Annotated in this window: 20 protein-coding genes; 14 read left to right on the forward strand and 6 right to left on the reverse strand. The window is 70.5% G+C overall.

What is annotated here, in order from left to right:
- Window positions 1-56 precede the first annotated feature (56 nt).
- On the reverse strand, window positions 57-803 hold the full coding sequence (locus BM144_RS17220) for a LytR/AlgR family response regulator transcription factor (protein ID WP_092954959.1): 747 nt from the start codon (window positions 801-803) through the stop codon (window positions 57-59).
- Between the two features lie 50 nt (window positions 804-853).
- Complete coding sequence (locus BM144_RS17225) at window positions 854-1,915, reverse strand: sensor histidine kinase (RefSeq protein ID WP_092954962.1); 1,062 nt, start codon at window positions 1,913-1,915, stop codon at window positions 854-856.
- Window positions 1,916-1,966: 51 nt separating this feature from the next.
- Here BM144_RS17225 and argH point away from each other — a divergent pair, with 51 nt between their 5' ends.
- Both argH and BM144_RS17235 read left to right on the forward strand, forming a co-directional pair.
- Window positions 1,967-3,424, forward strand: coding sequence for an argininosuccinate lyase (argH, locus tag BM144_RS17230; protein WP_092954965.1), 1,458 nt, complete (start codon window positions 1,967-1,969; stop codon window positions 3,422-3,424).
- A gap of 84 nt (window positions 3,425-3,508) precedes the next feature.
- The gene (locus tag BM144_RS17235; protein WP_092954968.1) at window positions 3,509-4,498 is read left to right on the forward strand and encodes a Bug family tripartite tricarboxylate transporter substrate binding protein; all 990 of its coding nucleotides are present in this window, start codon (window positions 3,509-3,511) and stop codon (window positions 4,496-4,498) included.
- A 21-nt stretch (window positions 4,499-4,519) separates the two neighbouring features.
- On the opposite strand, the gene BM144_RS17240 is transcribed toward BM144_RS17235, so the two are convergent.
- A complete protein-coding gene (locus BM144_RS17240) occupies window positions 4,520-5,428 on the reverse strand; it encodes a LysR family transcriptional regulator (RefSeq protein WP_281246096.1) in 909 nt (302 codons plus the stop codon).
- An 89-nt stretch (window positions 5,429-5,517) separates the two neighbouring features.
- On the opposite strand from BM144_RS17240, the gene BM144_RS17245 reads away from it, so the two are divergent.
- The 3 genes from BM144_RS17245 (at window position 5,518) to BM144_RS17255 (ending at window position 8,501) form a co-directional block, all read left to right on the forward strand.
- Window positions 5,518-6,840, forward strand: a complete 1,323-nt coding sequence (locus BM144_RS17245) for an MFS transporter (protein ID WP_092954971.1) — start codon at window positions 5,518-5,520, stop codon at window positions 6,838-6,840.
- Window positions 6,837-7,541 (forward strand): alpha/beta fold hydrolase, encoded by a 705-nt coding sequence (locus tag BM144_RS17250; protein ID WP_092954974.1) that lies wholly within the window; start codon window positions 6,837-6,839, stop codon window positions 7,539-7,541. The genes BM144_RS17245 and BM144_RS17250 overlap by 4 nt, the downstream gene beginning before the upstream one ends.
- 144 nt (window positions 7,542-7,685) lie before the next feature.
- Window positions 7,686-8,501, forward strand: a complete 816-nt coding sequence (locus BM144_RS17255) for an SGNH/GDSL hydrolase family protein (RefSeq protein ID WP_092954977.1) — start codon at window positions 7,686-7,688, stop codon at window positions 8,499-8,501.
- Between the two features lie 18 nt (window positions 8,502-8,519).
- On the opposite strand, the gene BM144_RS17260 is transcribed toward BM144_RS17255, so the two are convergent.
- Window positions 8,520-9,701 carry an OpgC domain-containing protein gene (locus BM144_RS17260; protein ID WP_092954981.1) on the reverse strand — a complete coding sequence of 394 codons (1,182 nt, stop codon included), beginning with the start codon at window positions 9,699-9,701 and terminating at the stop codon, window positions 8,520-8,522.
- A gap of 237 nt (window positions 9,702-9,938) precedes the next feature.
- Here BM144_RS17260 and BM144_RS17265 point away from each other — a divergent pair, with 237 nt between their 5' ends.
- The 3 genes from BM144_RS17265 to BM144_RS17275 all read left to right on the forward strand — a co-directional run bounded on the left by BM144_RS17265 (window position 9,939) and on the right by BM144_RS17275 (window position 16,888).
- Complete coding sequence (locus BM144_RS17265) at window positions 9,939-15,944, forward strand: alpha-2-macroglobulin family protein (protein ID WP_092954984.1); 6,006 nt, start codon at window positions 9,939-9,941, stop codon at window positions 15,942-15,944.
- A complete protein-coding gene (locus BM144_RS17270) occupies window positions 15,941-16,399 on the forward strand; it encodes a hypothetical protein (protein ID WP_092954987.1) in 459 nt (152 codons plus the stop codon). The genes BM144_RS17265 and BM144_RS17270 overlap by 4 nt, the downstream gene beginning before the upstream one ends.
- Before the next feature lie 72 nt (window positions 16,400-16,471).
- A complete protein-coding gene (locus BM144_RS17275; RefSeq protein ID WP_217644354.1) occupies window positions 16,472-16,888 on the forward strand; it encodes a GNAT family N-acetyltransferase in 417 nt (138 codons plus the stop codon).
- 21 nt (window positions 16,889-16,909) lie between these two features.
- Here BM144_RS17275 and BM144_RS17280 read toward each other — a convergent pair whose 3' ends face one another.
- Window positions 16,910-17,137, reverse strand: a complete 228-nt coding sequence (locus tag BM144_RS17280) for a DUF3079 domain-containing protein (RefSeq protein ID WP_092954993.1) — start codon at window positions 17,135-17,137, stop codon at window positions 16,910-16,912.
- A 189-nt stretch (window positions 17,138-17,326) separates the two neighbouring features.
- On the opposite strand from BM144_RS17280, the gene BM144_RS17285 reads away from it, so the two are divergent.
- From BM144_RS17285 to BM144_RS17305, 5 genes are all read left to right on the forward strand, one after another.
- Window positions 17,327-17,821: a nuclear transport factor 2 family protein gene (locus tag BM144_RS17285; RefSeq protein ID WP_092954996.1), complete on the forward strand. Its 495-nt coding sequence runs from the start codon at window positions 17,327-17,329 to the stop codon at window positions 17,819-17,821.
- A 209-nt stretch (window positions 17,822-18,030) separates the two neighbouring features.
- Window positions 18,031-19,815, forward strand: coding sequence for a methyl-accepting chemotaxis protein (locus tag BM144_RS17290; RefSeq protein ID WP_092954999.1), 1,785 nt, complete (start codon window positions 18,031-18,033; stop codon window positions 19,813-19,815).
- A 73-nt stretch (window positions 19,816-19,888) separates the two neighbouring features.
- Window positions 19,889-20,281, forward strand: a complete 393-nt coding sequence (locus tag BM144_RS17295) for a YkvA family protein (protein WP_092955002.1) — start codon at window positions 19,889-19,891, stop codon at window positions 20,279-20,281.
- A gap of 59 nt (window positions 20,282-20,340) precedes the next feature.
- Entirely contained in the window at window positions 20,341-22,710 is a 2,370-nt protein-coding gene (gene pbpC / locus BM144_RS17300; protein WP_092955069.1) for a penicillin-binding protein 1C, read from the forward strand.
- Window positions 22,711-22,804: 94 nt separating this feature from the next.
- Window positions 22,805-23,665, forward strand: coding sequence for a DMT family transporter (locus BM144_RS17305; RefSeq protein ID WP_092955005.1), 861 nt, complete (start codon window positions 22,805-22,807; stop codon window positions 23,663-23,665).
- Window positions 23,666-23,818: 153 nt separating this feature from the next.
- Here the strand turns inward: BM144_RS17305 and BM144_RS17310 are convergent, their stop codons facing one another.
- Complete coding sequence (locus tag BM144_RS17310; protein ID WP_092955008.1) at window positions 23,819-24,001, reverse strand: hypothetical protein; 183 nt, start codon at window positions 23,999-24,001, stop codon at window positions 23,819-23,821.
- Between the two features lie 291 nt (window positions 24,002-24,292).
- Here BM144_RS17310 and BM144_RS17315 point away from each other — a divergent pair, with 291 nt between their 5' ends.
- A complete protein-coding gene (locus tag BM144_RS17315) occupies window positions 24,293-25,453 on the forward strand; it encodes an alpha-hydroxy acid oxidase (protein WP_092955011.1) in 1,161 nt (386 codons plus the stop codon).
- Window positions 25,454-25,487: the final 34 nt, after the last annotated feature.

A 25,487-nucleotide genomic window follows, 5' to 3' on the forward strand; every position in this document is an offset into this window, starting at 1 on the left:
GCGGGCAAGGGGCCGGTAGGGTGTGGGGTTCGGCGCGCGGTGCGGTGCTTCGGGCGTCAGCCCGCCAGGGCTTCGCGGACGGCGGCCACCTGCCGGCGCGACACCGCCAGCAGCTCCGGCAGGCCATGCATGCGCACGGCCCAGCCTTCGCCCTCTTCGGGGTCGTAATGCTTTTCGATGGCCCGTAGCGCGCGGCGCGCCACCAGCGCATTGCGGTGCACGCGCAGGAAGCGGGCCGGGTGGCGCGCCTCCAGTTCGCTCAGCGCGCCCTCGAGGACATAGCTGCGCGTGCCGGTACGCACCGTGAGGTACTTGAGTTCGGCCTTGATGTAGAGCACTTCGTCCAGCGGCACGCGTTCGGTGCGGCCCCGGTCCTGGATCAGCAGCACTTCGCCGTCTGCCGCGCCCGGCGAGGGCAGCGGCCGGGGCGCGGGCTGGGCCACGGTGCGCTGCACTTTGGCCAGCGCCTGCTGCAGCCGTTCCAGCCGCACGGGCTTGGTGAGGTAGTCCACCGCGTCCAGCTCGAAGGCGCTCACGGCATGGTCGGCGTGCGCCGTGACGAAGACGATGGCGGGCGGCCACGCCAACGCCCGCAGCGTGTGGGCAAGCGCCAGTCCGTCCTGGCCCGGCATGTGGATGTCCAGCAGCACCGCGTCGCAGGCGCGGCCGGCGGTCGCCCGCAACTGCTGGAGCGCTTCGGCGGCATTGGCTGCCTCGGACACCGTGTGCCCGCCGCAATCGGCCAGCAGGGTGCGCAGGCGGCTGCGCGCCAGGGCTTCGTCATCGACGATGAGGATGTGCATGGGTGGGTGGCCGTCTGGGGGAAAAGGGCGGGTTGCGGCGCGCGCAGCCGTCAGGGCCGCGCCGGCAGCGAGATGCGCACCCTGTACAGCCCATTGTGCATGCCTGCCGAGAAGTCGCACTGCATGTCGTGCAGCAGCCGCAACCGGTCCCGCACGTTGGCCAGCGCGATGCCGTGCCCCTGTGTGCTGGCGGCCGTGCGCAGGTCGGCCGCCGGCACGGTGTTGGTGATGGTGATTACCGCGCGGCTACCGCGCAATTCGGTCGTCACGCGCAGCTTGCCGCCCTGCGCACAGGGCTCCACGCCATGCTTGACGGCGTTTTCCACCAGCGGCTGCAGCAGCAGCGGCGGCAGCCGCGCGGCATCCGTGCGGGCGTCGAGCACCCACTGCACGCGCAGCCGCTGCTCGAAACGCACCTGCTCGATCGCAAGGTAGCGCCGGGCCAGCGTGATCTCCTCGGCCAGCGTGGAGGCTTCCCCTTGCTCCACCAGCGCGTGGCGGAAGAGGTCGCTCAGGTCCTCCAGCAGCGCTTCGGCCTTGGCCGGCTCGTCGCGCACCAGTGCGATGGCGCTGTTGAGCGTGTTGAACAGAAAGTGCGGCCGGATGCGCGACTGCAACTCGCTGAGCCGCGCGGTGGTGGCCGCCGGCGTGCGGGCGCGGGCGCGCAGCACCAGGGCCGCCACCAGCGCGGCCGACAGCAGCGCGCCGCTGGCCGTGCTGGCGATCCAGGGCGGGTCCGTGGCCACCCCGACCAGCGCCAGCATGCCGCAGGCATAAACGCCCGATACCGCCCCGAGCGCCACGCCTGCCGCATACTGCAGCGCGACCGGCAGGCCCTGCAGCACGGTCTTGAGACTGCAGGCCGTCACCAGCCAGGCCAGGGTGGCGGGCAGCGCGCCGCCGGTCAGCAGCGAGAGCCGCGCCAGCCATTGCATGGGGCTTTCGGCCCCGAACAGCGCCCCCACGCCGAGCACCGCTTCCACGAAAAGCACGGCGCGCAGCACCACCCCGACATGGCAGGCGTCGAAGACGAGCGCACGCCGCCCGAGCCCCTCGGAAGGGGGCTCGGGCAGGGGCTGGGGCCGGGTCGATAAAATTTGGGTCTCTTGCATCGCGGCATCCGGACGTTCCGGGTGACCGAAACCTCCGGATTATTGCCCTCCATGTCCTCCAGCTCCTCCGCGCAACCCTCCCATGACCAGCTCGCCACCAAGGCCCAGGCCTGGTCGGCACTCTTTTCCGAACCCATGAGCGATCTGGTCAAGCGCTACACGTCGAGCGTGTTCTTCGACAAGCGCCTGTGGCAGGCCGACATCGCCGGCAGCCTGGCCCACGCCGAGATGCTGGCCGCGCAAGGCGTCATCGCCTCCGAGGACCATGCGGCCATCCAGCGCGGCATGGCCCAGATCACGCAGGAGATCGAAGCCGGCAGCTTCGAATGGAAGCTCGACCTCGAGGACGTGCACCTCAACATCGAGGCCCGCCTCACCCAGCTGGTAGGCGATGCCGGCAAGCGGCTGCACACCGGCCGCAGCCGCAACGACCAGGTGGCTACCGACGTGCGCCTGTGGCTGCGCGGCGAGATCGACCTGATCGCCGATCTGCTGAAAGAACTGCAGGTGTCGCTGGTGGACGTGGCCGAGCAGAACGTGGAAGTGATCCTGCCGGGCTTCACCCACCTGCAGGTGGCCCAGCCCGTGAGCTTTGCCCACCACATGCTGGCCTACGTGGAGATGTTCGCGCGCGACGCCGAGCGCATGCAGGACGTGCGCCGCCGCGTCAACGTGCTGCCGCTGGGCAGCGCGGCGCTGGCCGGCACCACCTACCCGCTGGACCGCGAGCGCGTGGCGCGCACGCTGGGCATGGAGGGCGTGTGCCAGAACAGCCTGGACGCCGTGAGCGACCGCGATTTCGCCATCGAGTTCACGGCCGCCGCGAGCCTCTGCATGGTGCACGTGAGCCGCCTGTCGGAAGAACTCATCATCTGGATGAGCCAGAACTTCGGCTTCATCCGCATCGCCGACCGCTTCACCACGGGCTCGTCGATCATGCCGCAGAAAAAGAACCCCGATGTGCCCGAGCTGGCGCGTGGCAAGACGGGCCGCGTGGTGGGCCACCTGATGGGCCTCATCACGCTGATGAAGGGCCAGCCCCTGGCCTACAACAAGGACAACCAGGAAGACAAGGAGCCGCTGTTCGACACCGTCGACACGCTGAAGGACACGCTGCGCATCTTCGCGGAGATGGTGGGCGGCCAGCCCGATCCCGCCACCGGCAAGAAGCAGGGCGGTCTCACGGTCAATGCCCAGGCCATGGAGCAGGCCGCGCAGAAGGGCTACGCCACCGCGACCGACCTGGCCGATTACCTGGTGAAGAAGGGCCTGCCCTTCCGCGACGCACACGAAACCGTGGCGCATGCCGTGAAGGCCGCCACGTCGCACGCGGTGGACCTGTCGGAACTCCCGCTGGCCGTGCTGCAGGGCTTCCATCCCTCGATCGAGAAGGACGTGTTCGACGCGTTGAGCCTGCGGGGATCGCTGGAGGCGCGCAACACGCTGGGCGGTACCGCGCCGGCCCAGGTGCGCACGCAACTGGCCCGGCACCGCGCCCGGCTGGGCTGAGCGCCCTTCTTTTCTTATCCGTCGCCCGTCTTCCGACGTCCTCGCCCCTTCCGCCCACTTCCTTCCTGCCCTCACGGTACTGCCATGATCTTGAACCGCCGCCGCCTGCTCTCCCATGCCACCCTTGCCGGCGCCGCGCTCGCGGCGGGCCTGCCCGTGGGGCGGGCCTGGGCCGACGGCGGCAAGCCGGTGCGCATCCTGGTGGGCTTTCCGCCCGGCGGAGGCACCGATGCGATCGCGCGCCTGCTGGCCGACAAGCTCAAGGACGTGCTCGGCGTGTCGGTGATCGTGGAGAACCGGCCCGGGGCAGGCGGGCAGATCGCGGCGCAGGCCCTCAAGGCCGCGCCGGCGGACGGCACCACGGTGTTCCTTACGCACGACCACACCATCTCGATCCTGCCGCAGGTGGTGAAGAACCCGGGCTTCGATCCCGAGCGCGACTTCGTAGGTGTGGGCGGCGTCGCCACGTTCGTGAACGCCTTCGCGGTTTCCGGTGGCACGCCGGCCCGCAGCTTCGACGACTATGTGGCGTGGGTGAAGCAGCAGGGTGGCGGCAAGAGCGCCGTCGGCATTCCGGCGCCCGCCTCCACGCCGGAATTCCTGGTGAAGCTCCTGGGCGAGCGCTACCGCATCGATCTGGTGTCCGCGCCGTACCGGGGCAGCGCGCCGATGATCGGCGACATGCTGGGCAACCAGATCGCGGCCGGCGTGGGCTCGGTGCCCGATTTCCTGGAAAACCACAAGGCCGGCAAGCTGCGCATCGTGGCCGTGCTGGGCGATAAGCGCCAGGGCGCGTTGCCCGACGTGCCCACCTTCGGTGAACTGGGCCTGAAGGGCTTCGAAGACCTGCCGTATTACGGCTTCTATGCGCCTGCCGGCACGCCGGCGCGCTTCGTGCAGCAGTTCTCGGACGCGCTGGCGAAGGTGATCGCACAGCGGGAAGTGCATGCCCACCTCGTCGCCCTGGGACTGACGGTGACCCCGATGACCCCGCAGCAGCTCACCGCGCGCGAGCGGGCCTACACACAGGCGTGGACCCGCATCATCCGGTCGAGCGGCTTCCAGCCGCTGTGAGGCGGGTTCCTGGCGGTACGCTCATGCCTCCGGGTGCCCGGCGGCATGGCGCGCGATCGCCGCGAAATTGATCGCCAGGCCAGGCGGTCGTGCCCGGCGGTGGGCCACCGCCAGCTCCACGCTCGGCACTGGTGCGCGCAGCGCCCGGAACGCCACTCCCTGCACGCTGAGCTGGCGCATGCAGGCGGGCACGAGCGACACGCCTATCTCCGCTGACACGAGCGAAAGGATCGAGGCGATCTGTGGCGCGGGCTGACCCAGGGCCGGCTCGAATCCGGCGGCACGGCATGCGTCCAGCACGGCATCATGCAGGCTCATGCCGATTGCGCGCGGCGTCAGGATGAACGGCTCATTTCGCAGCGCAGGCAGCGCCAATGCACCGCGGCCCCGCGCGGCAGCGTGCTCTGCGGGCAGCGCAGCCACCAGGGGCTCCTCCAACAGGGACTGCACTGCCAGTGCATCGCGATCGGATGCGGAGGGGCGGAGGATCGCGGCGTCCAGCCGGTCTTCCAGCAGCCCGGCAGCCAAAGCCACCGAATTCGCCTCCACCAGCGTCAACTCGACCTGCGGATAGGCATGGCGGAACGCCCGGATGCTGGCGGGCACGAGCGGGTTGAGCGCCGCGGTACCGGTGAAGCCCAGGTTCAATTGGCCGGTTTCACCGCGCGCAGCTCGCCGGGCAGCGTGCGCCGCCTGCGCCGCCCGGCCGGGTAGGAGCTGCACACCCTCCAGAAACGCCTGCCCGGCCTCGGTCAGTTCGGCGCCGTGGGGCACGCGGTGGAAGAGCTGCGCTCCCACCTCGGCTTCCAGGTCCTTGATTTGCAGGCTGAGCGGGGGTTGTCCAATCCCCAATCGTGCGGCGGCCCGCGTGAAATTGCCTTCCTCAGCCACCGCGAGGAAATAACGGATGTGTCGCAGTTCCATGGCCATTTGTACTACATATGAAAAACTGCACTGCCATATATTGGACGGATGGGTCTGCGCTCGGTAAATTGGCCGCCATTACGTCCCCTACCGCCATGCCCTCTCGATCCGCATCCGTTTCCTGCGACTCCGCCGCATCCCTTTCCCGGTCTCCCTCCTGCTTGTCTCTCGCTGCGCGGCTGGTCGGCGACGGCACGACGCTGCGCGGCTCCGGGCCTGCCGCCCTCTGGGTTCGCCGGGGAACGCCGGAATATTTCCGTGCGGGCGTGGCTCTTTTCCTCCTCGGTTTCGCGAGCTTTTCTTTGATCTATTCGGTGCAGCCGCTGCTACCGGCTTTTGCCGCGAGCTTCGGGCTGACTCCGGCGGAGAGTTCGCTCGCCTTGTCGCTCACGACCGGCTGGCTGGCGTTTTCCATCGTGCTCGCGGGAGCGTTTTCGCAGGCGCTGGGGCGGCGGGGGCTGATGTTCGCCTCCATGGCGCTGGCGGCCCTGCTGCAGATCGGCGCGGCAGTCGCGCCGACCTGGCATGGTTTGGTACTGGCGCGGGCGCTCGAAGGACTGGTGCTGGGCGGCGTGCCCGCCGTGGCCATGGCGTGGCTGGCGGAGGAGATCGAACCGGCAAGCCTGGGTCGCACCATGGGCCTGTACGTGGGCGGCACCGCGTTCGGCGGCATGGTGGGTCGCGTCGGCATGGGCCTCGTGACCGAGTTCGCTTCCTGGCGGGTGGCGCTCGGTGCGCAGGGCCTGTTGTGCCTGCTCGCGGCCGTGGGGTTCCTGGCGTTGCTGCCACGCTCGCGCAATTTCGTACGGCGCCCCGGCATCAATGCCGCATACCACCTGCGCACGTGGGGCCGCCATCTGCGCAACCCGGCGCTACTGCGCCTATATGCCGTGGGCTTCATGCTTACCAGCGTCTTCGTCACACTGTTCAACTACGCCACTTTCCGGGTGTCCGCCGCGCCCTACCATCTGGGCCAGACGCAGGTCAGCCTGATCTTCCTCGCTTTCGGCTTCGGCATTGTCTCGTCTTCCGTGGCCGGTGGCCTGGCCGGCCGTTTTGGGCGGCGCGCACTGCTGGTCACCGGTTTCGGCCTGATGCTGGCGGGGGTGGCACTCACCGTGCTGTCGTCGCTCGTGGCCATCGTGGCGGGCATCGTGCTGGTCACCACCGGCTTCTTCATCGGCCATTCGGTGGCCAGCGGCTCGATCGGGCCGCTGGCCGGGGAGGCCAAGGGGCATGCTGCATCGCTCTACCTCCTGTTCTATTACCTGGGGTCCAGCGTCATCGGCTCCGTGGGCGGATGGTTCTGGCTGCATGGTGGCTGGTGGGCGATCGCGGGCCTCACGGGCGCCATCGCACTGGCAGGCGCGTGCTGGGCGGCCAGCCGAGACTCTTTGGAGCGCGGGGGGGCCGCGTGAGTCGGCAACCGCTCGTGTTTCTGCCGGGGCTGCTGTGCGACGAGCGGCTGTGGCGAGACCAGGCGCTGGGCCTGTCGGATATTGCCGAGCCGATGACCGCAGACCTCACGCGCGACGACAGCGTCGCCGCCATGGCGCGCCGCACGCTGGAGAGCGCTCCCGCACGGTTCGCGCTCGCCGCGCTCTCGATGGGCGGCTACGTCGCGTTCGAGATCCTGCGGCAGGCACCCGAACGCGTCACGCGCCTGGCACTGTTCGATACCACCGCATCCGTCGACAGCCCTTCGCGGGCCGCCCGCCGGCAGGCGGGCATCTCATCGATGCGGTTCGGCCGTTTCGCAGGTGTGACCGACCGACTGCTGCCGCAGCTCATCCATGCATCGCGCACCGACGGGCCGGTCGGCCGCGACGTCAAGGCCATGGCGTCCCGCGTGGGCGGCGCTGCTTTCCTGCGCCAGCAGCAGGCGATCGTCGACCGGCCGGATGCGCGTCCCCTACTGCCGGGCATCCGCGTTCCAACGCTGGTGGCGGTCGGGGACGGGGATGTGCTCACACCGGTGTCCGAAGCCATGGCGATCCACCTTGCCATCCCGTCGTCGCGGTGGCGGGTGTTCGAAGACTGCGGCCACCTGCCCGCCATGGAAGTGCCGGACGAAGTGACCGCAGCGCTGAGGGAATGGCTGGGCTGGAGCAGCGATTGAAGAGTGCACAGCTCTGCCGTACCGCGGAATGGTTCAGTCCGATTTGTAAATGGCGGCGTTGAAATTGTAAAAATTGTGTTCTGGAGGGAATGCACAGGCCCACAATCGCTCTCACGCAGCTGCACTTCCTGTGGAGAGCTTCCGATGCCCCTGTCTTTCTTCCGCTCCTTCTGCCTGGGCCGCGGTGCCGCAGCACTGCTGTGCGCTGCCGTGGCGTTGCCCGCCAGTGCGCTGCAGGGCACTCCGGCGCCCCTGGTGACGGCAGCGGAGGCGACCGCTCTGCCGGCCCCTTATGCGCGCTGGCAGTCGAGCATGGAAGCCTTCGCGGCAGCGGACAAGACCGGGTTGCCCCAGACGGGCGGGGTGCTTTTCGTGGGCAGCTCCACCATCCGCCTCTGGACCGACCTGCGCGAGGACTTCCGGCAGCTTCCCGTGGTCATCAACCGCGGCTTCGGCGGCTCGACCATGGCCGACTGCCAGTATTTCGTGAAGAATCTGGTGCTCCAGTACCAGCCGCGCCACGTGATGGTGTATGCCGGAGACAACGATCTGGCCGAGGGCCGCAGCCCACAGCAGGTGCTCGAGAGCTTCCAGTCCTTCGTCCGCTCGGTGCGCGAGGCGTTGCCCGAGACGCGCATCAGCTACATCTCCATCAAGCCCAGCCCCCTGCGGCTCACCCTGCTGCCGCGCATGCGCGAAGCCAACACGCTGCTCGCGCAGTACGTGCGTACGGTTCCCAACAGCGATTTCATCGACATCTTCACGCCCATGCTCGGCGCGGACGGCATTCCGCGCGCCGAACTGTTCGGCGCCGACCACCTGCACATGAACGATGCGGGCTACGACCTGTGGCGCAGCGTCATCAGCGGCTATGTGGGCGAGGGCGCCCGTGCAGCCGGTGGCGCGCGCACGGCCGATCCGGTGGTGGACGGCGTGGCGAAGACCGCCGCGCGCCCCTGAACGGAGCCTGCTGGGCTGCTACAGCGCGGGCGGTAACGGCCGGCGCAGCCGGAACAGTTTGCGCCGGGCATGCGGCGGATCGTCCTCGGGCCCCTGGTCCATCCAGAGGCTGATGCGGGCCACCGCATGCAGCGTGCCGAAGCACACGATGAGCAGGGCGATGTCCTGCCACCACGGGCGTTCGTAGTTGGCCCCCATCAGGCTGATCGCGAGCAGCACCACGACGAGGTGGGCGCAGAACACCGGCAAGGACGCCGCACCCAGCGTCTCCAGCCAGCGCTGGCGTGGCAGCCAGGCCGCCAGGGCCGGCCCGAAGCGGATGGCCAGCACCAGCAGCGCGAACAGATTCAGCACCCTGAAGGGCCCCAGCTGCCATTTGTCGAAGAACAGGTTCCACTGCGGATTCGCATCGCCGAAAGGCACCTGCCCGATGGCGTGGCGCCACACGAAGCCCACCACCGCCAGCGCCACGGCCACCGCGACCGCCCAGCGTGGGAAGTGGAAGGCCGGGGCCTGCGGGTCGTTGCGCGAAGCCCCCATCCACAGACCCAGCACCCACAGGAACTGCCAGCCCCACATCGAGAACGTGCCCGTTTCGTGGAAGGGAATGGGGTTCTGCACCACGGCGTTCATCAGGTCGTAGAACCACTGCGAGAGGCCGAACTGCGCGAGGAACCACAGCAGCACGCTGGTCCCCAGCACGGGTGCCCACCCGTGGCGCAGCCCGCTCGCCATCACCCAGGGGCTGGCCAGCATGAACAGCACGTAGATCGGCAGGATGTCCAGCAGCGGCGGCTCATAGACGAGCAATAGCCCGCCGATCAGCGCTTCCAGCGGCTTGGCCAGATAGAACGTGAGCAGGCCCTTGATCGCGGGCTCGTCGGCCTGGATGCCGATGAAGGTGATGACGGTGAACAGGAAAAGCAGCGTGGCGGCCTGGCACGCGTAGATCTTGAGTGCCCTCCGCCAGAAGGCCCGGCGCATGTCCGCCACGCCGCGCCGGACGGCCACGCGCCCGTACACCATGCCGGCCATGTAGGCCGAGAGCAGGACGAACCCCTCCGCGGCCGAGACGAAGCCGAACGGCTGGCCGAGCGGCATCGTGATGCGCGTGGGCAGATGGGTCACCGTCATCAGGACCAGCATGAGGCCCCGGACGGCGTCGATCTCCCAGCGGCGGGTGGAGGGGGTGTTGGGCATGGGGGGAGGGCAGCGCGGACGCGCCGGCCCATTGTGCGGGCGCGCCGGCGGCTCGCCGTGTAGGCCATTTACAACTCAGCGCCGGGGGCGGTGGTGGGGCACTTGCTGATGGGCTACGCTCCCGGGGTTCGACGTTCCCGCCGCCGCCCAGGGCACGGCGCCGGTGCGTCTCCCGGAGGGGCCCCGCGGCGGCCGTGCGCCGTTCGCGCCGGCCGCCGCGCCATCGTTCGCATACCCATGACAACAAAGCATTTCGTTCGCGCGGCCTTCGCTGCGCTTCTGGGCCTGGCTTCGGCCGGTGCCGCTCAGGCCCTGTCGGTCTCCAGCTTTTCTCCGCAGGGAGAGGTGGCGCGCATCCGGCAGGTGGTGGTCAAGTTCGATGCGGCGGCGGTGAATTTCGGCGATCCGAAGGCACCGGCGCCGTTCTCGGTGGGCTGCGAAGGTGCCGATGCTGCCAAGGGCACGGGGCGATGGACGGGCGAGCGTGAATGGGTCTTCGATTTCTCGGCCGATCTGCCGCCCGGCACGCGCTGCACGGCCACGGCCGTCCCCGGGTTCAAGTCGGCTGCGGGCGCGGCGCTCACGGGCACGGCCCGCTACCTGTTCAATACCGGCGGACCGTTCGTGCAAAGTGTCCGGCCGGGCACCTACCAGCGCATCGACGAGGAGCAGTTCTTCCTGCTCCAGTTCAACGGACCGGCCACCCTGGAGAGCGTGAAGGCCAATGTCTGGTGCGTGGCCGAAGGCATGGGCGAGCGCATTCCCGTGCGGCTCATCGACGGTGCCGAGCGCACCTCGATATTGCAGTCCCTGGGGCTGGAAGCGTCGGCCAGGCAGGAACCGTTGCGTTACGCCACGCTGACCTGCAACCGCCGCCTGACCTCCGGCGCCAAGGTGCAGCTCGTGTTCGGCAAGGGCGTGGCCACGCCCAGCGGGGTGGCGAATTCGGTGGAGCGCCGCTATGGCTACACGGTGCGTGAGCCCTTTAGCGCCGATTTCAGCTGCGAGCGCGAGAACGCACAGGCCGCGTGCCTGCCGATCCGGCCGATGCGCCTGTCGTTCAACGCACCCGTGCCCCGCAAGCTCGCAGAGGCGATCCGCCTGAAGTCCGACAAAGAGACGCTCAAGCCGCGGCTGGATGGCGAGGGCGACGGCGATACGGTAGTCAACGGCGTGCAGTTCATGCCCCCGTTCTCGGCGCAGACGGCGTTCCGGGTCGAGCTGCCGAAAGATTTCAAGGACGCAGCCGGCCGCCCGCTCGTCAACGCGGACAGCTTCCCGCTCAAGGTGGGCACGGGCGCGCTGCCGCCGCTGGCCAAATTCGCCGCCTCGCCCTTCGGCGTGGTGGAGCGCTTCGCCGAAGGCGCCAAGGGCCCGGCGCTGCTGCCGGTGACGCTGCGCAACGTCGAGTCCGCACTGCGCGTGCAGGGGCTGGAGGCCGGCAGTCCGCCGGCCGTACCCGCATCGGCCCCCGCAGGAAAGGTCAGCACCCTGCAGCCCACGAGCGACGCGGACATCATCGCCTGGTACCGCCGCGTGCGCCGCTATGACGACTACGCGGTGCCACGCGCGGAGGCCCGCCGCGACACCAAGGCCCCGCTGCCCCAGGTCCTGCAGGACGATGACAAGAACTATGTGCAGTCGCGCATGGTGTCGCTGCTGGGCGGCCAGCCGCGCGCCAAGGCGCTGGACCTGCCCAAGCCCGCCAGCGGCGACCCGCGCCCCTTCGAGGTGGTGGGCATTCCGCTGCCGCCGGGCTTCCACGTGGTCGAGATCGCGTCTCCCATGCTGGGGCAGTCGCTGCTGGACGAACGCCATGGCGCGGCCCGCACGATGTACGTGCGCACATCCGCCCTGGTGACCAACCTGGGCGTGCATTTCAAGCTGGGCCGCGAGAACGCTGCGGCCTGGGTGACCACCCTCGACAAGGGCCAGGTGGTTCCGGGCGCCGTGGTGCGCGTGTCGGGCTGCGATGGCCGCGAACTGGCCACGGCCACCACCGATGCGCAGGGCATCGCGCGGTTCGAGGGACTCTCGCCCCAGCCCCCGTCGTGCTCCGCGCGCGACGGCATGGAGGGCATGCACGCGTACTTCGTGAGTGCGCGCGCACAGGGCGCGGACGGCGTGCAGGACATGGCCTTCACCTGGAGCGACTGGCAGCGCGGCATCGAGCCCTGGCGCTTCAACGTGCCCACGAGCAGCCAGCCCGAGGCCGACCAGGTCGTTCACACCATCTTCGACCGCACCCTTTTCCGTGCGGGAGAAACCGTGTCGATGAAGCACCTCGTGCGCACGCAGAACCGCCAGGGTTTCGGTCTGCCCGATGCGCAGCCGCACACGCTGGTCATCACGCACGTGGGCAGCGGGCAGCAGTTCACGCAGCCGCTGCAGTGGCGTCGCACGCCCACGGGCGGGCTCAGTGCGGAGAGCAGCCTCGCGCTCCCTCCTGCCGCCAAGCTGGGCGTGTATTCGGTGGAGCTGCGCGGCGGGAGCGACGAGAGCCGCGGCCGCAGCATGGCCTCCGGCGAGTTCCGCGTGGAAGAGTTCCGGCTGCCGGTCCTGGAGGGCCGCATCGCTCCCGCCGAGAAGAAGCCGCTGGTGCGCGCGCGGTCCGTGCCCACCGATGTGCAGATCAACTACGTGGCGGGTGGCGGCGCGGCGAACCTGCCGGTGCGTGTGTCCGCACTGGTGCGGGGCAAGGCGCTGCAGTTCCCGGATTTCGATGCCTTCAGCTTCGAGCCGCCCCGCCAGAAGGGCGCGCTGCCCAATGCGTCGCGCGGCGACGACGAGGAGGCCACCGCCAGCGACGATGCGCGCGTGGTCGCCGACAAACTGCCGCTCACGCTGGACCGCAACGGAGCTGGCAAGATCGCGATCGATAACGTGCCCGCCGCGCGCCGCGCGCAGGACCTGGTGCTCGAGGCCACGTATTCCGACCCCAACGGCGAGGTGCAGACCCTGCGCAGCACGCAGACCCTGTGGCCCGCGGCCGTGGTGGCGGGCATCAAGACCGAGGGCTGGGTGTCGGCCGCGCAGAAGATCCGCTTCCAGGCCCTGGCATTGGGCCTGGACGGCAAGGTGCAGGAAGGCGTGCCGCTGCAGGTGCAGGCCATCGCGCGCATCACCACCACCAGCCGCAAGCGCATGGTGGGCGGCTTCTACAGCTACGACAACAAGACCGAGACCAAGGACCTGGGCACGGTCTGCACGGGCAAGAGCGACAGCCGCGGCCTGCTGCTGTGCGAGGCCAAGCTCGACGAGGCCGGCGAAGTGGAACTGGTGGCCACGGCCCGCGACAAGGACGGCAACCAGGCGGAAGCCGCTGCGTCCGTCTGGGTCACGCGCCAGGGCGAGCTGTGGTTCGGCGGCGAGGACCACGACCGCATCGACCTGCTGCCCGAGAAGAAGAGCTACCAGCCCGGCGAGACCGCCAAGCTGCAGGTGCGCATGCCGTTCCGCCACGCCACCGCGCTCGTAAGCGTGGAGCGCGAGGGCATCATCGACACGCGCGTGGTGCAGTTGAAGGGGCAGGACCCCACGGTGCAGCTCAAGATCGAGGAAGGCTGGGGCCCCAACGTCTACGTGAGCGTGCTGGCGGTGCGGGGCCGCCTGCGCGAGGTGCCGTGGTACAGCTTCTTCACCTGGGGCTTCACGGCCCCGCGCGAGTGGTGGAGCGCCTTCTGGTACGAGGGCAAGGAATACGTCGCGCCCACGGCCATGGTGGACCTCTCCAAGCCCGCCTACCGATTGGGCTTGGCCGAACTCAACGTGGGTGCCAAGGCCCACCGCATCGACGTGAAGGTGGCGGCCGACAAGGAAAGCTACCCCGTGCGCGGCAAGGCGCAGGTGACCATCACCGCCACGCTGCCCGACGGCAAGCCCGCCGCCAATGCCGAAGTGGCCCTGGCCGCGGTGGACCAGGCGCTGCTGGAGCTGATGCCCAACACCAGTTGGAATCTGCTGGATGCGATGCTGCAGCGCCGCGCCTGGGGCGTGGAGACTTCCACCGCCCAGATGGAAATCATCGGCCGGCGCCACTATGGCCGCAAGGCCGTGCCCGCGGGCGGCGGCGGCGGCCGCGCGCAGACGCGCGAACTGCTCGACACGCTGCTGCTGTGGCAGCCGGCGCTGCGGCTGGATGCGAACGGCCGGGCGCAGGTGACGGTGCCGCTCAACGATGCGCTCACCACCTTCAAGATCGTGGCCGTCGCCGATGCGGGCACGGGCCTGTTCGGGACCGGCTCCACCAGCATCCGTGCCACGCAGGACCTGCAGATCATCAGCGGCCTGCCGCCGCTGGTGCGCGAGGACGACCAGTTCCGCGCGCAGTTCACGCTGCGCAACACCACCAAGGCGGCCATGAGGGTCGAGGTCGCGCCCCGCGCCACCCTGCTCACGCTGGAGAAGCAGACCGTGGATATCCCGGCCGGCGAAGCGCGCGAAGTGGCCTGGAACGTCACCGCCCCGCCGCAGCTCGCGCAGACGCGGGCCGAGGCCATCCTCTGGGAGATCGAAGCGCGGGACACCACCGCGGGGGCCGGCGGCGCGCGCGATGCGCTCAAGGCCACGCAGCGGCTCGTGCCCGCGGTGCCGCTCACCGTGCAGCAGGCCACGCTCGTGCAGGTGGACGGCAGCTTCAGCCTCGACGTGAAGCCGCCGGCGGACGCCATCGCGGGGCGCGGCGGCCTGAAGATGTCGCTGCAACCCAAGCTCGCCGAGGGCCTGCCGGGCGTGCGCGACTGGTTCGCCAACTATCCGTTCGCCTGCCTGGAGCAAAAGACCAGCAAGGCCGTGGGCCTGCGCGACGGCAAGCTCTGGCAGACCGTGGTGGGCCAGTTGCCCACCTACCTCGACAGCGACGGGCTGGCCAGCTACTTCCCGCCGCAGGCGGGCAGCGCCAACCGCGGCAGCGACACGCTCACGGCCTACCTGCTGGCGGCCACGCACGAAGCCTCGTCCATTGATCCGGCCTTCGCGTTGTCTCCGGAAGTGCGCGCTCCCATGGAGCGCGGCCTGACGGCCTTCGTGGAGGGCCGCATCCAGCGCGACTTCTGGAGCCCGCGCAAGGACCTGGACATGCGCAAGCTCGCCGCCATCGAAGCGCTCTCGCGCTATGGCAAGGCCACGGGCCGCATGCTCTCGTCCATCACCGTAGCACCCAACCAGTGGCCCACCCACAGCGTGATCGACTGGCTGAACGTGCTGCGCCGCGTACCCGATGCGCCGCAGCGCGAGCAGCGCATCGCCGAGGCCACGCAGATCCTGAAGGCGCGCCTGTCCTACCAGGGCACCAAGCTGGTGTTCAGCTCGGAGCAGGACGACTACTGGTGGTGGCTCATGCAGAACGGCGACGTGAACACGGCCCGCCTCATGCTGGCCGTGATGGACGACCCGGCCTGGAAGGACGACATGGGCCGCCTGGCCAACGGCTTCATCGCGCGCCAGCAGGGCGGGGCGTGGCATACCACCACGGCCAACCTCTGGGGCGGGTTGGCGCTGGAGAAGTTCAGCGCCAAGTTCGAGGCCACGCCGGTCAGCGGCACCACCCGCGCGGCCATGGGCCAGGGCACCGCCAGCGTGGACTGGAGCAAGGTCGGCCGCGTGGCATCCACCGATGCCGCGGGCGCACCGCACCAGACCACCTGGTTCGGCGCACCGGCTTCGCCCGGCAACCTGACCCACAACGGCATGTTCCTGCCGTGGAGCGCCGCGGGCGGCAAGGAAAGCCTGTCCGTCACCCACCAGGGGCCGGGCAAGCCCTGGCTCACGCTGCAGTCGGTGGCGGCCATCCAGCTCAAGGCGCCGTTCTCCGCGGGCTACACCGTCAAGAAGACCATCACCCCGGTCGAGCAGGCGGTGGCCGGCCAGTACACGCGCGGCGACGTGCTGCGCGTGAAGCTGGAAGTGACCGCGAGCGCCGACATGACCTGGGTGGCCCTGACCGACCCCGTTCCGGGCGGGGCCACCATCCTGGGCGGCGGCCTGGGCCGCGATTCGGAGATCGCCACCCAGGGCGAACGGCGCGGCGGCAGCGGCTGGCTGGCTTTCGAGGAGCGCAGCTTCGAAGCTTGGCGCGGCTACTACGAGTACCTGCCCAAGGGCTCGGTGACGGCCGAATACACCGTGCGCCTGAACAACGTGGGCGAGTTCTCCCTGCCGCCCACGCGCGTGGAGGCCATGTACGCGCCCGAGATGTTCGGCGAGACGCCGAATGCGCGCATGAAGGTGCAGGCGGCCAAATGACCGTGTGCGCGAGCTGCGGCCGGCGGCTGGCGGCCTCGCAGGCGGTGTGCCCGGAGTGCGACCGCCTGCTGGCGCCACCCGTGCCGGACCCCACGCGCGGCGCCTTCCTGTGCCCGGGCTGCGCGGCGCGTTTCGATGCGGCCATGCAGAGCCCCTGGCCCGAGAACGCGCGCTGGTTCATGCCCCAGGGAGTCCGGCTACGCTGCCCGCACTGCCGCGCCGTGCTGCGGGACCGCATGCGGTCCCGGGTTTCGCCTTGGGAAATCGGAGGGCTGTATGCCCTCCTGTTGCTGGCGCAGTTCCAGCTCCCGGCCGCGCAAGCCAGGGCCGCGACGTTCGGCGGCATGGTGGTGGCGCTGCTGTGGGTGCTCTGGCGCCGAGAGCGGGGCGTGCCCCGGGAAAACCGCTATGCGCTGGAGCCTGCGCGCCAGCCCGGCACCGGCGCAACGGACTGAACGGGCTCGACCACCCCCTGCCATCCTTCGCAAGCGACCGCACCCATGCCCCACAGGCCTTCCATCCGTCCCATGGCTCTCGACGACCACGCGCCGGTCCTCGCGCTCATGCAGGCCACGCCCGGCGTCTCGGTCCGGGAGGCCGATTCGCGCGAGGCCACGGCGCGCTACTTGGCGCGCAATCCGGGCCTGAGCTTCGTTGCCGAGGCGCAGGGCCGCATCGTGGGGTGCCTCATGGCAGGTCACGACGGTCGGCGCGGCTCTCTGCAGCACCTGCTGGTGGTGCCGGAGCACCGCCGCCAGGGTATTGCGAAGGCGCTGGTGGAGCACTGCCTGGATGCCCTGGAGCGTGAAGGCATCTTCAAGTCGAACATCGACATCTACCGCACCAACGCGGTGGGCCTGGCCTTCTGGGAGCGCATGGGCTGGGTGCGGCGGCAGGACACGCACCGCTACTTCCACATCCGCGGAGACCGGCCCAACGCGTGATCGCCGGTCGGCCGGGGCGGTTCAGGCGGCAGGGTGTGCGGTGATGGCTTCGGCGTGCCCTGCAGTCGCGGCGGGCCCCGCAGGGCGGCCGCCTTTCCAATCGCGCCAGTCGTCACCGAACAGCTCCACCGGATGCGGGGTGCGGTCCGATCCGTTGCCGCAAGCCATCGATCCGGCGGGGCAGTAGCGGTCGCAGCCCCAGCAGATTCTCTCGGGGTGGGCGGGGTGGTCTGGGAATTTCCGTTGCATGGCGCGAAGGCCGGAAGGGGGTGGCGGCCAGTGTGCCCGGCCGCTTGTTCGCAGGCGTTGAGGCGGATCAAAACTGGGGATCGGGCCGTCCGAGGCCTGCATGTCTTCACGTTTGTTTCCGGCTGGAATCGTTCCGATCTGCGGAATTCCATTTATAACGGCAGCCCATTCATTGCAGGGAGTTTGCCGATGTCGCTCAAGAAACTGCTGTCCGGCGTGGTGCTGTCCATCGCCGCCGTCCTTCCCCTGGCCGCCCATGCGCAAGTGCCGGTGACCGAGGAGCCGAACCATGAAAAGCTGCTGTGGTCGCACAACCCGGTGCTTGCCCACAACAAGCGCTTCGTATACGACTTCTGGCGCGAAGTCTTCGAATCGGGGCAGGTGGAGTTGGCCGACCGCTACATGGCCGAGGACTACATCCAGCACAACCCCTTGGTGGCGACAGGGCGCGAGCCCTTCAAGGCCTTCCTCGCCCAAGTGGTCCCCCGCACCCCCATCCAGCCCCGCGTGCGGGCACCCCTGGTGCGCATCCTGGCCGAGGGCGACATCGTCACGCTGGTGTTCGCGCGCCAGTTGCCCGACCCGCAGGACGCCTCGAAAACCTACACCTCCACATGGTTCGACATGTTCCGGCTGCAGAACGGCCGCATCGCCGAGCACTGGGATCCTGCCACCAAGAATTGACGGAGAGCACCCGGCTGCCGCCCGAGTGGGGGCGCGGCGGCCGGTTGCGCCACAGCCGCGTGCGCCTTTTGCTGACAAGGCGCGTTTTTTTGTAAATCTAGTATCACTCTAGTGCCTCCGGTACCTGAATGTTGCGGATCGCTCCCGTGGGCGCGGTCACGGCGTTCGGAGCGGCCGGGGGGGCGGAATCAACACACCGGAGTGAATCGATGAACCCATCCCAGTGGCCCCTGGCCCGCCGCCTCGCGCTCGCCTTCGGCGGCGTGATCGGCATTTTTCTGCTTGTCATCGGCGTGGCGGTCAGCAGCCAGAACCGCCTCAAGGACGCGGAGACCATGAACACCCACACCTACCGGGTGCTGGATGGTGCCCAGCAGATGCTGCTGGCCATGGTCAACATGGAAACCGGCGCGCGCGGCTACCTGCTGTCCGGCGAAACGGCCTTCCTCGGGCCGTGGAACGAAGGCCGCGAGGCCTATGCCGCCGCGTGGAAGGAACTGCGCACGCTCACATCCGACAACCCGGCCCAGCAGCGGCGGCTGGACGAGCTGCAGGCGCGCCACGCGGACTTCGTGGCCGTGATGCAGTCGCTGCAGGCGCAGCGCCGCGACGTGGACGCCGGCACCATGCCCCTGGAGGCATTCGTGGCGGAATTCCGCCGGGCCCGCGACAAGGCGGCGATGGACGCGTTCCGTGGCCTGCAGGCGGATTTCTCGCGCGCCGAGCAGGCGCTGCTCGCAACGCGCATGGCCGATGCCGATGCGGCGCGCACCACCACCCTGGTGGTGGAGCTGGGCGGCTCCGCGCTCGCGCTCGTGGTGGCGCTGCTGCTGGGCGTCTGGGTCACGCGATCCATTACCCGCCCGGTGGCCCGCGCGGTGGAAGTGGCCCGTGCCGTTGCCGCCGGCGACCTCACCCAGCGCATCGAGGTGCAGTCCCGCGACGAGGTGGGCCTGCTGCTGGAGAGCCTGCGCGAGATGAACGACTCCCTGCAGCGCGTGGTCTCCCGCGTGCGCCAGGGCAGCGAATCCGTGGCATCGGCCAGCACGCAGATCGCGCAGGGCAATTCCGACCTGTCCTCCCGCACCGAGAGCCAGGCCAGCGCGCTGGAGGAGACGGCGGCCTCGATGGAGGAGCTGGGCTCCGCGGTCACGCAGAACGCCGACAGCGCCCGCCAGGCGAACCAGCTCGCGCAGGCGGCCAGCAGCGTGGCGGAGCAGGGCGGTGTGGTCGTGGCGCAGGTGGTGGACACGATGAAGGGCATCACCGACAGCTCGCGGCGCATCGGGGAGATCATCGGCGTGATCGACGGCATCGCGTTCCAGACCAACATCCTGGCGCTCAATGCCGCGGTGGAAGCCGCACGGGCCGGCGAGCAGGGCCGCGGCTTCGCGGTGGTCGCCAGCGAGGTGCGCAGCCTCGCGCAGCGCAGCGCCTCGGCCGCCAAGGAGATCGCGGCCCTGATCACGGCCAGCGTGCAGCGCGTGGAGGCCGGCGCGCAACTGGCCGACCAGGCCGGCAGCACCATGGCCGAAGTGGTGGGCAGCATCCGCCGCGTGACGGACATCATGGGCGAGATCAGCGCGGCGAGCAGCGAGCAGAGCGCGGGCGTGTCCCAGGTGGGCGAGGCCGTCGTGCAGATGGACCAGGCCACGCAGCAGAACGCCGCGCTGGTCGAGGAGATCGCCGCAGCCGCGTCCAGCCTGCAGGGCCAGGCGCAGGACCTCGTGCAGGCCGTGGGCGTGTTCCGGCTGCAGGCGGGGCTGGCCGTGGCTTCCTCCGCCTCCGCCACGGCCGTACCCATGGCTGCCGCCGCGCCCGCGGTGGCAGCGGCCCCGGCACGCACGGCGGTGCCCGCGAAGGCGCCCCGGCCGCGGGTGACGGCCGCAGCGTCGCCGGCACGGCGTCCCGCCGCCGCGCCGGCGCAGCCGGGCTTCATGCCGCCGGCGGCCCTGGCCGTGCCCGGCGCGCAGGGCGACTGGGAGTCCTTCTGACCGCCGCTGCGCCAGAATCGGGGCTTCTCCCCCAGTCCCTTGCACCGCTGCGCCCGCGCGCAGCGGTTTTTCCATGTCCGCCATCGCCACCCTGCGCCAGTGGGCCCGTCGGCTCAAGACCGAGACCCTGACCGTCTATTTCGCCGCGCGCGATGCCGAGACCCCCTGGGCCGTGCGGCTGCTGGCGCTCGGCGTAGCCGCCTATGCGCTGAGCCCCATCGACCTGATTCCGGACTTCATCCCCGTGCTGGGCTATCTGGACGACGTGATCCTGGTGCCCCTGGGCCTGGCGCTGGTGATGCGGCTGTTGCCGCCGGCCGTGCGGGCGCGGGCCCGCCAGCGCGCGCAGGAGGCGGCGCAGCGGCCGCGCAGCGTGGCGATGGCGGTGCTGTTCGTCGCCGTATGGCTCGCGGCCGCCACGGGCCTGGGCCTGTGGGCATGGCGCCGCTGGGGCGGCGCGGCGTGACCCGGTATCCGCCCGGGGACCGCGTGGCCGGCGCGCACGGTGGTAGCCTGCGCTCCCCCATGCCTTGCCGATTCCTTTCTGCCCTTGCGACCCGTTTTTCGTCCGCGGGGCGGCCTGCCACGCGCGCTGGCGGCGGGTTGCTGCTGCTGTGCCTGGCCCTCGCCGCGCCACTGCCGGCACGCGCCGTGCCGGACTATGCCGAGGTGCGTGCCGACCACCGCCCATCCGACACGCTGGTGCTGTCGCGCGAGGGGGAGGTGCTGCAGCGCCTGCGCACCGATGCCACCGTGCGGCGCGGCCCCTGGACGGGCCTGGACGACGTCTCGCCCGCGCTGCGCACGGCGCTGGTCCTGAGCGAGGACCGGCGCTTCTACGAGCACAGCGGCGTGGACTGGCGCGCGGTATCGGCCGCGGCCTGGGGCAACCTCTGGAACCAGCGCACGCGCGGCGCATCCACGCTGACCATGCAGCTCGCGGGCCTGCTCGACGGCGACTGGCGCCAGGGCCCCGGCGGGCGCACGGTGGTGCAGAAGGTCGGCCAGACCGTGGCGGCCCAGGTGCTGGAGCGGCGCTGGCGCAAGGACCAGATCCTGGAGGCGTACCTCAACCTCGTGCCCTTCCGCGGCGAGCTGGTGGGCATCGACGCGCTCTCCCGCACGCTGTTCGGCAAGGCGCCGCACGGCCTGGACGACCGCGAGGCGGCCGTGGCCGCGGCCCTGGTGCGCGCGCCCAATGCCCGGCCGGCACTCGTGGCGCAGCGCGCCTGCGGGGTGCTGCGGGCCCTGGGCGCAGGCCCGCGGGCGGGCGCCGCCGCCCCGGCGCCCGGCGAGTGCGATGCGCTCGAATTGTTCGTCACCGCGGCCCTGCAGCGCCGCGACTACGCCGCCAGCGAGGGCATGGCGCCGCATTTCGCGCGCTATCTGCTCGCGCGGCAGGAGGGGCCCGTGCCGGCCACGGTGCGCTCCAGCGTCAGCGCGCCGCTGCAGCGCGTGGCCGTGCAGTCGCTGCACCAGCACCTGCGGGAGCTGTCCGGCCGCAACGTCGAGGACGGCGCCGTGGTGGTGCTCGACAACGCCACCGGCGAGGTGCTGGCCTGGGTGGGGTCTTCGGGCCTGCTCAGCCAGGCGGGCGAGGTGGACGGCGTGCTGGCGGCGCGCCAGCCCGGCTCCACGCTCAAGCCCTTCCTCTACGCGCAGGCGATCGCGCAGCGCCGCCTCACCGCGGCTTCGCTGATCGAGGACTCGCCCGCCCACATCCCCACGGCCTCGGGCCTCTACATCCCGCAGAACTACGACCGGCAGTTCAAGGGCTGGGTGTCGGCGCGCACGGCGCTGGCCGCCTCGCTCAACGTGCCGGCGGTGCGCACACTGGCCATGGTCACGCCCGATGCGTTCTTCCGCCAGTTGCGGGCGCTGGGCCTGCCGCTGCGCGAGACAGGCGACTACTACGGCTTCAGCCTCGCCCTGGGCAGCGCGGAGGTGCCGCTGCTGCACCTCACCAACGCCTACCGGGCGCTCGCCAACGGCGGCCGGGCCGGGCCGGTGGCACTGCGTCCCGCCGCCGCCGGTGCCGGCGCGACCGCTGCGCGCGCGCCGGCGGCCGCCCCGGCGCTGGATGCGCGCGCTGCCTTCATCGTGGGCGACATCCTCTCGGACGGCAACGCCCGGGCGCGCACCTTCGGCACCGACAGCGTGCTCGCCACGCGCTTCTGGAGCGCCGTGAAGACCGGCACCAGCAAGGACATGCGCGACAACTGGGCGCTGGGCTGGTCGCAGCGCTACACCGTGGGCGTGTGGGTGGGCAACGCCAGCGGCGCGCCCATGCACGACGTGAGCGGCACCAGCGGCGCGGCGCCCATCTGGGCCGAGGTGATGGGCTGGCTGCACGGCGCCGGCGCCGGGCGCGCCGGCGTGCGCAGCCGCGCGCCCGCGCCGCCGCCGGGGCTGGTGCAGGCCGCCGTGCGCTTCGGCCCCGAGCCGGGGGGCACGCGCCTGCTGGAGAGCGCCCGGCAGGAGTGGTTCATCGCGGGTACGCAACAGACCTTGTTTGCTATAGATTCAGTAGCAAAGAATTCAATGGAATCGGCGGCATCCGGCCAAAAACCTTTCCAATCTGCGCCAGGGGGGCCTGCAGATGCCGGAGAGGGCCTGCAGGCCCCCGCGCCGCGCATCCTCGCGCCCGCGCCGGGCACCATCGTGGCGCTGGACCCCGACATCCCGCCCACCCACCAGCGCCTGCAGTTCGCCGCCACGGCGGCCGGCGAGCGCGCCGACCTGCGCTGGCGCATCGACGGCCGCGTGCAGGGCCGCGGCATGCAGTGGGCCTGGCTGCCGTGGCCCGGCCGCCACCGGGTGGAACTCGTGGACGGTGCCGGGCGGGTGCTCGATACGATCAGCTTCGAGGTGCGCGGCGCGGGGTTGAAGCGGTGACGCGCGCGCCCGCGATGCGCGGCCCCGCGCCCTGCCTTGTCCTTTCTTTGTCTGCCGCGCAGCGCAACCCCGCGCGCGACATGCCGGTGATCCCATGAACGCCCTCGCTCCCCTGCTTTTCGTCGTCATCTGGTCCACGGGCTTCCTGGTGGGCCGGGGCGTCTCGGCGCATGCCGATCCCTTCTGGTTCCTGGCTGCGCGCTTCGTGGGCGTGGCCGTGCTGTTCGGCGCCGCGGCGCTCTGGGCGCGCGTGGCCTGGCCGCGCGGGCCGCGGCGCATCGCCTTGCACCTGGCGGCCGGCGCGCTCATGAGCGGCCTCTACGTGGGGCCGAGCTGGTGGGCCATGTCGCAGGGGCTGCCGGCCGGCGTGATGGCGCTCATCGGGGCGCTGCAGCCGCTCTTCACGGCGCTCATCGCGGTCACGGTGCTGCAGGGCCGGTTGAAGCCGGCCACCTGGGCGGGCCTGGTCCTGGGCTTCGGCGGCGTGGCCATGGTCCTGTGGCCGCGCCTGGCCGTGAGCGCCGGCGCGGCGGGGCTTTCGCTGCCCGTGCTGCTGGCGGCGGCAGGCAGCATCCTGGCGCTCACGGTGGGGTCGATGGTGCAGAAATCGCCCCTGGCCGCGGGCGACCTGCGCAGCGCGAGCGCCGTGCAGAACCTGGGCGCCATCGCGGTGCTGGTGCCGCTGGCCCTGGTCTTCGGCACGCCGCGCTGGGACGGCTCACCGCTGCTGTGGGGCTACCTCGCGTACGCCGTGCTGGTGCTGTCCATCGGCGGCGCGACGCTGCTCATCTGGCTGATGCGCCATGGCGAGGCCACGCGCACGGCGGCCCTGGTGCTGGCCGTGCCGCCGCTGTCGGCCGTGCAGGCCTGGGCCCTCTTCGGCGAGACGCTCACGGGCCTGCAGATCGCGGGGTTCGCCGTGGCCATCGCGGGCGTGGCGCTCGCACGGCGATAGGGAGGATTACGACGGAACGACGGTGTTGTGGCAGTTCCAGGAGGCAGTGTTGGAGAAGCCGTTGCTCTGAAGGGCCCAGGCGCCGACCGTGCCGTTGAGGCTCAGGGACTTGGTGTCCAGGGAGTGCTGGCGGCACAGCGTCCAGGCCCGGCCCTAGGTCGCGTTCCAGATCTCCTGGGGCGTGGGTTCGTGGTTCGTTTTGAGGGTGAACCCGACGTTCACGGTGCCGATGACCCGGGCGTGCGCGGAGGGCATGGGCGCGGCGGCGAAGATCGCCAGGGCGACCAGGCTGGAGGAGAGCATCTTCTTCATGGTGTTGGTGTCTTGTTTTTTCATGACCGGCTTTCTTCGGTGGATGGCGGTGGGGTGCCGTGGAAGCTTGTCGGAGATCGTTGTGCTTTCCATTGGAGGGAATTTAAGAAAGGAAGACTCGGCGCCCGGGGCGCGGGGCGAAAGCCTTCGCCGTGGTGCGAACCCGGGGGCGGAAACGGGGCGCGTGCAAAAAGTCTCAGCCGCGCGGAAAAGTCTTCAGCACCGGCCCCGGGGGGCCGCCGGTACGATGCCCCGTGCGTTCGCGCCGGCGGATCCGCACGCCCGCACCAGAACAATGACCCAGGAGCGTTTCCCGTGACCGATCTGTCCCGCATCACCTGCATCGAAGACCTGCGCGCCGTCGCGCAGCGCCGCGTGCCGCGCATGTTCTACGACTATGCCGATTCGGGCTCCTACACCGAGAGCACCTACCGCGCCAATTCGGAAGACTTCCAGAAGATCCGGCTGCGCCAGCGCGTGGCCGTCAACATGGAGAACCGCACCACGCGCACCACCATGGTCGGGCAGCCGGTGGCGATGCCCGTGGCGATCGCGCCCACCGGGCTCACGGGCATGCAGCATGCCGACGGCGAGATCCTGGGCGCCCGCGCGGCGCGGGCCTTCGGCGTGCCGTTCACGCTCTCCACCATGAGCATCTGCTCCATCGAGGACGTGGCGCAGCACGCGGGGCCGGGCTTCTGGTTCCAGGTGTACGTGATGCGCGACCGCGATTTCGTCGAACGCCTGATCGACCGCGCCAAGGCGGCCGGCGTCTCGGCGCTGCAGATCACCCTGGACCTGCAGATCCTGGGCCAGCGCCACAAGGACATCAAGAACGGCCTCTCCACCCCGCCCCGGCCCACGCTGGCCAATCTGCTCGACCTGGCGACCAGGCCGCGGTGGTGCCTCGGCATGCTGGGCACGAAGCGGCGCAGCTTCGGCAACATCGTGGGCCATGCCCGGGGCGTGGGCGACATGTCGTCGCTGGCCGCGTGGACGGCCGAGCAGTTCGATCCGCGGCTCAACTGGCACGACATCGAATGGATCAAGAAGCGCTGGGGCGGCAAGCTGATCCTCAAGGGCATCATGGACGCGGAAGACGCGCGCCTGGCCGTGGCGAGCGGTGCCGATGCGCTCATCGTGAGCAACCATGGCGGGCGGCAGCTCGACGGGGCGCCGTCGTCGATCCACGCGCTGCCCGGCATCGTGGACGCCGTGGGCGGCGGCATCGAGGTCTGGATGGACGGCGGCATCCGCGGCGGGCAGGACGTGCTGAAAGCCTGGGCCCTGGGCGCGCGCGGCACGCTCATCGGGCGCAGCTTCCTCTACGGGCTGGGCGCCTACGGCGAGGCCGGGGTGACCCGTGCGCTGCAGATCCTGCACAAAGAGCTGGACATCACCATGGCCTTCTGCGGCCACACCGACATCCACCGCGTGGACCGGTCCATCCTGCTGCCCGGCACCTTCGCGCAGTGAGGAAGCGCCCCACCCCGCGGGGTGGGGCCTCGCC

It is taken from the genome of Paracidovorax konjaci, from assembly GCF_900112675.1.
Classification (GTDB): domain Bacteria; phylum Pseudomonadota; class Gammaproteobacteria; order Burkholderiales; family Burkholderiaceae_C; genus Paracidovorax; species Paracidovorax konjaci.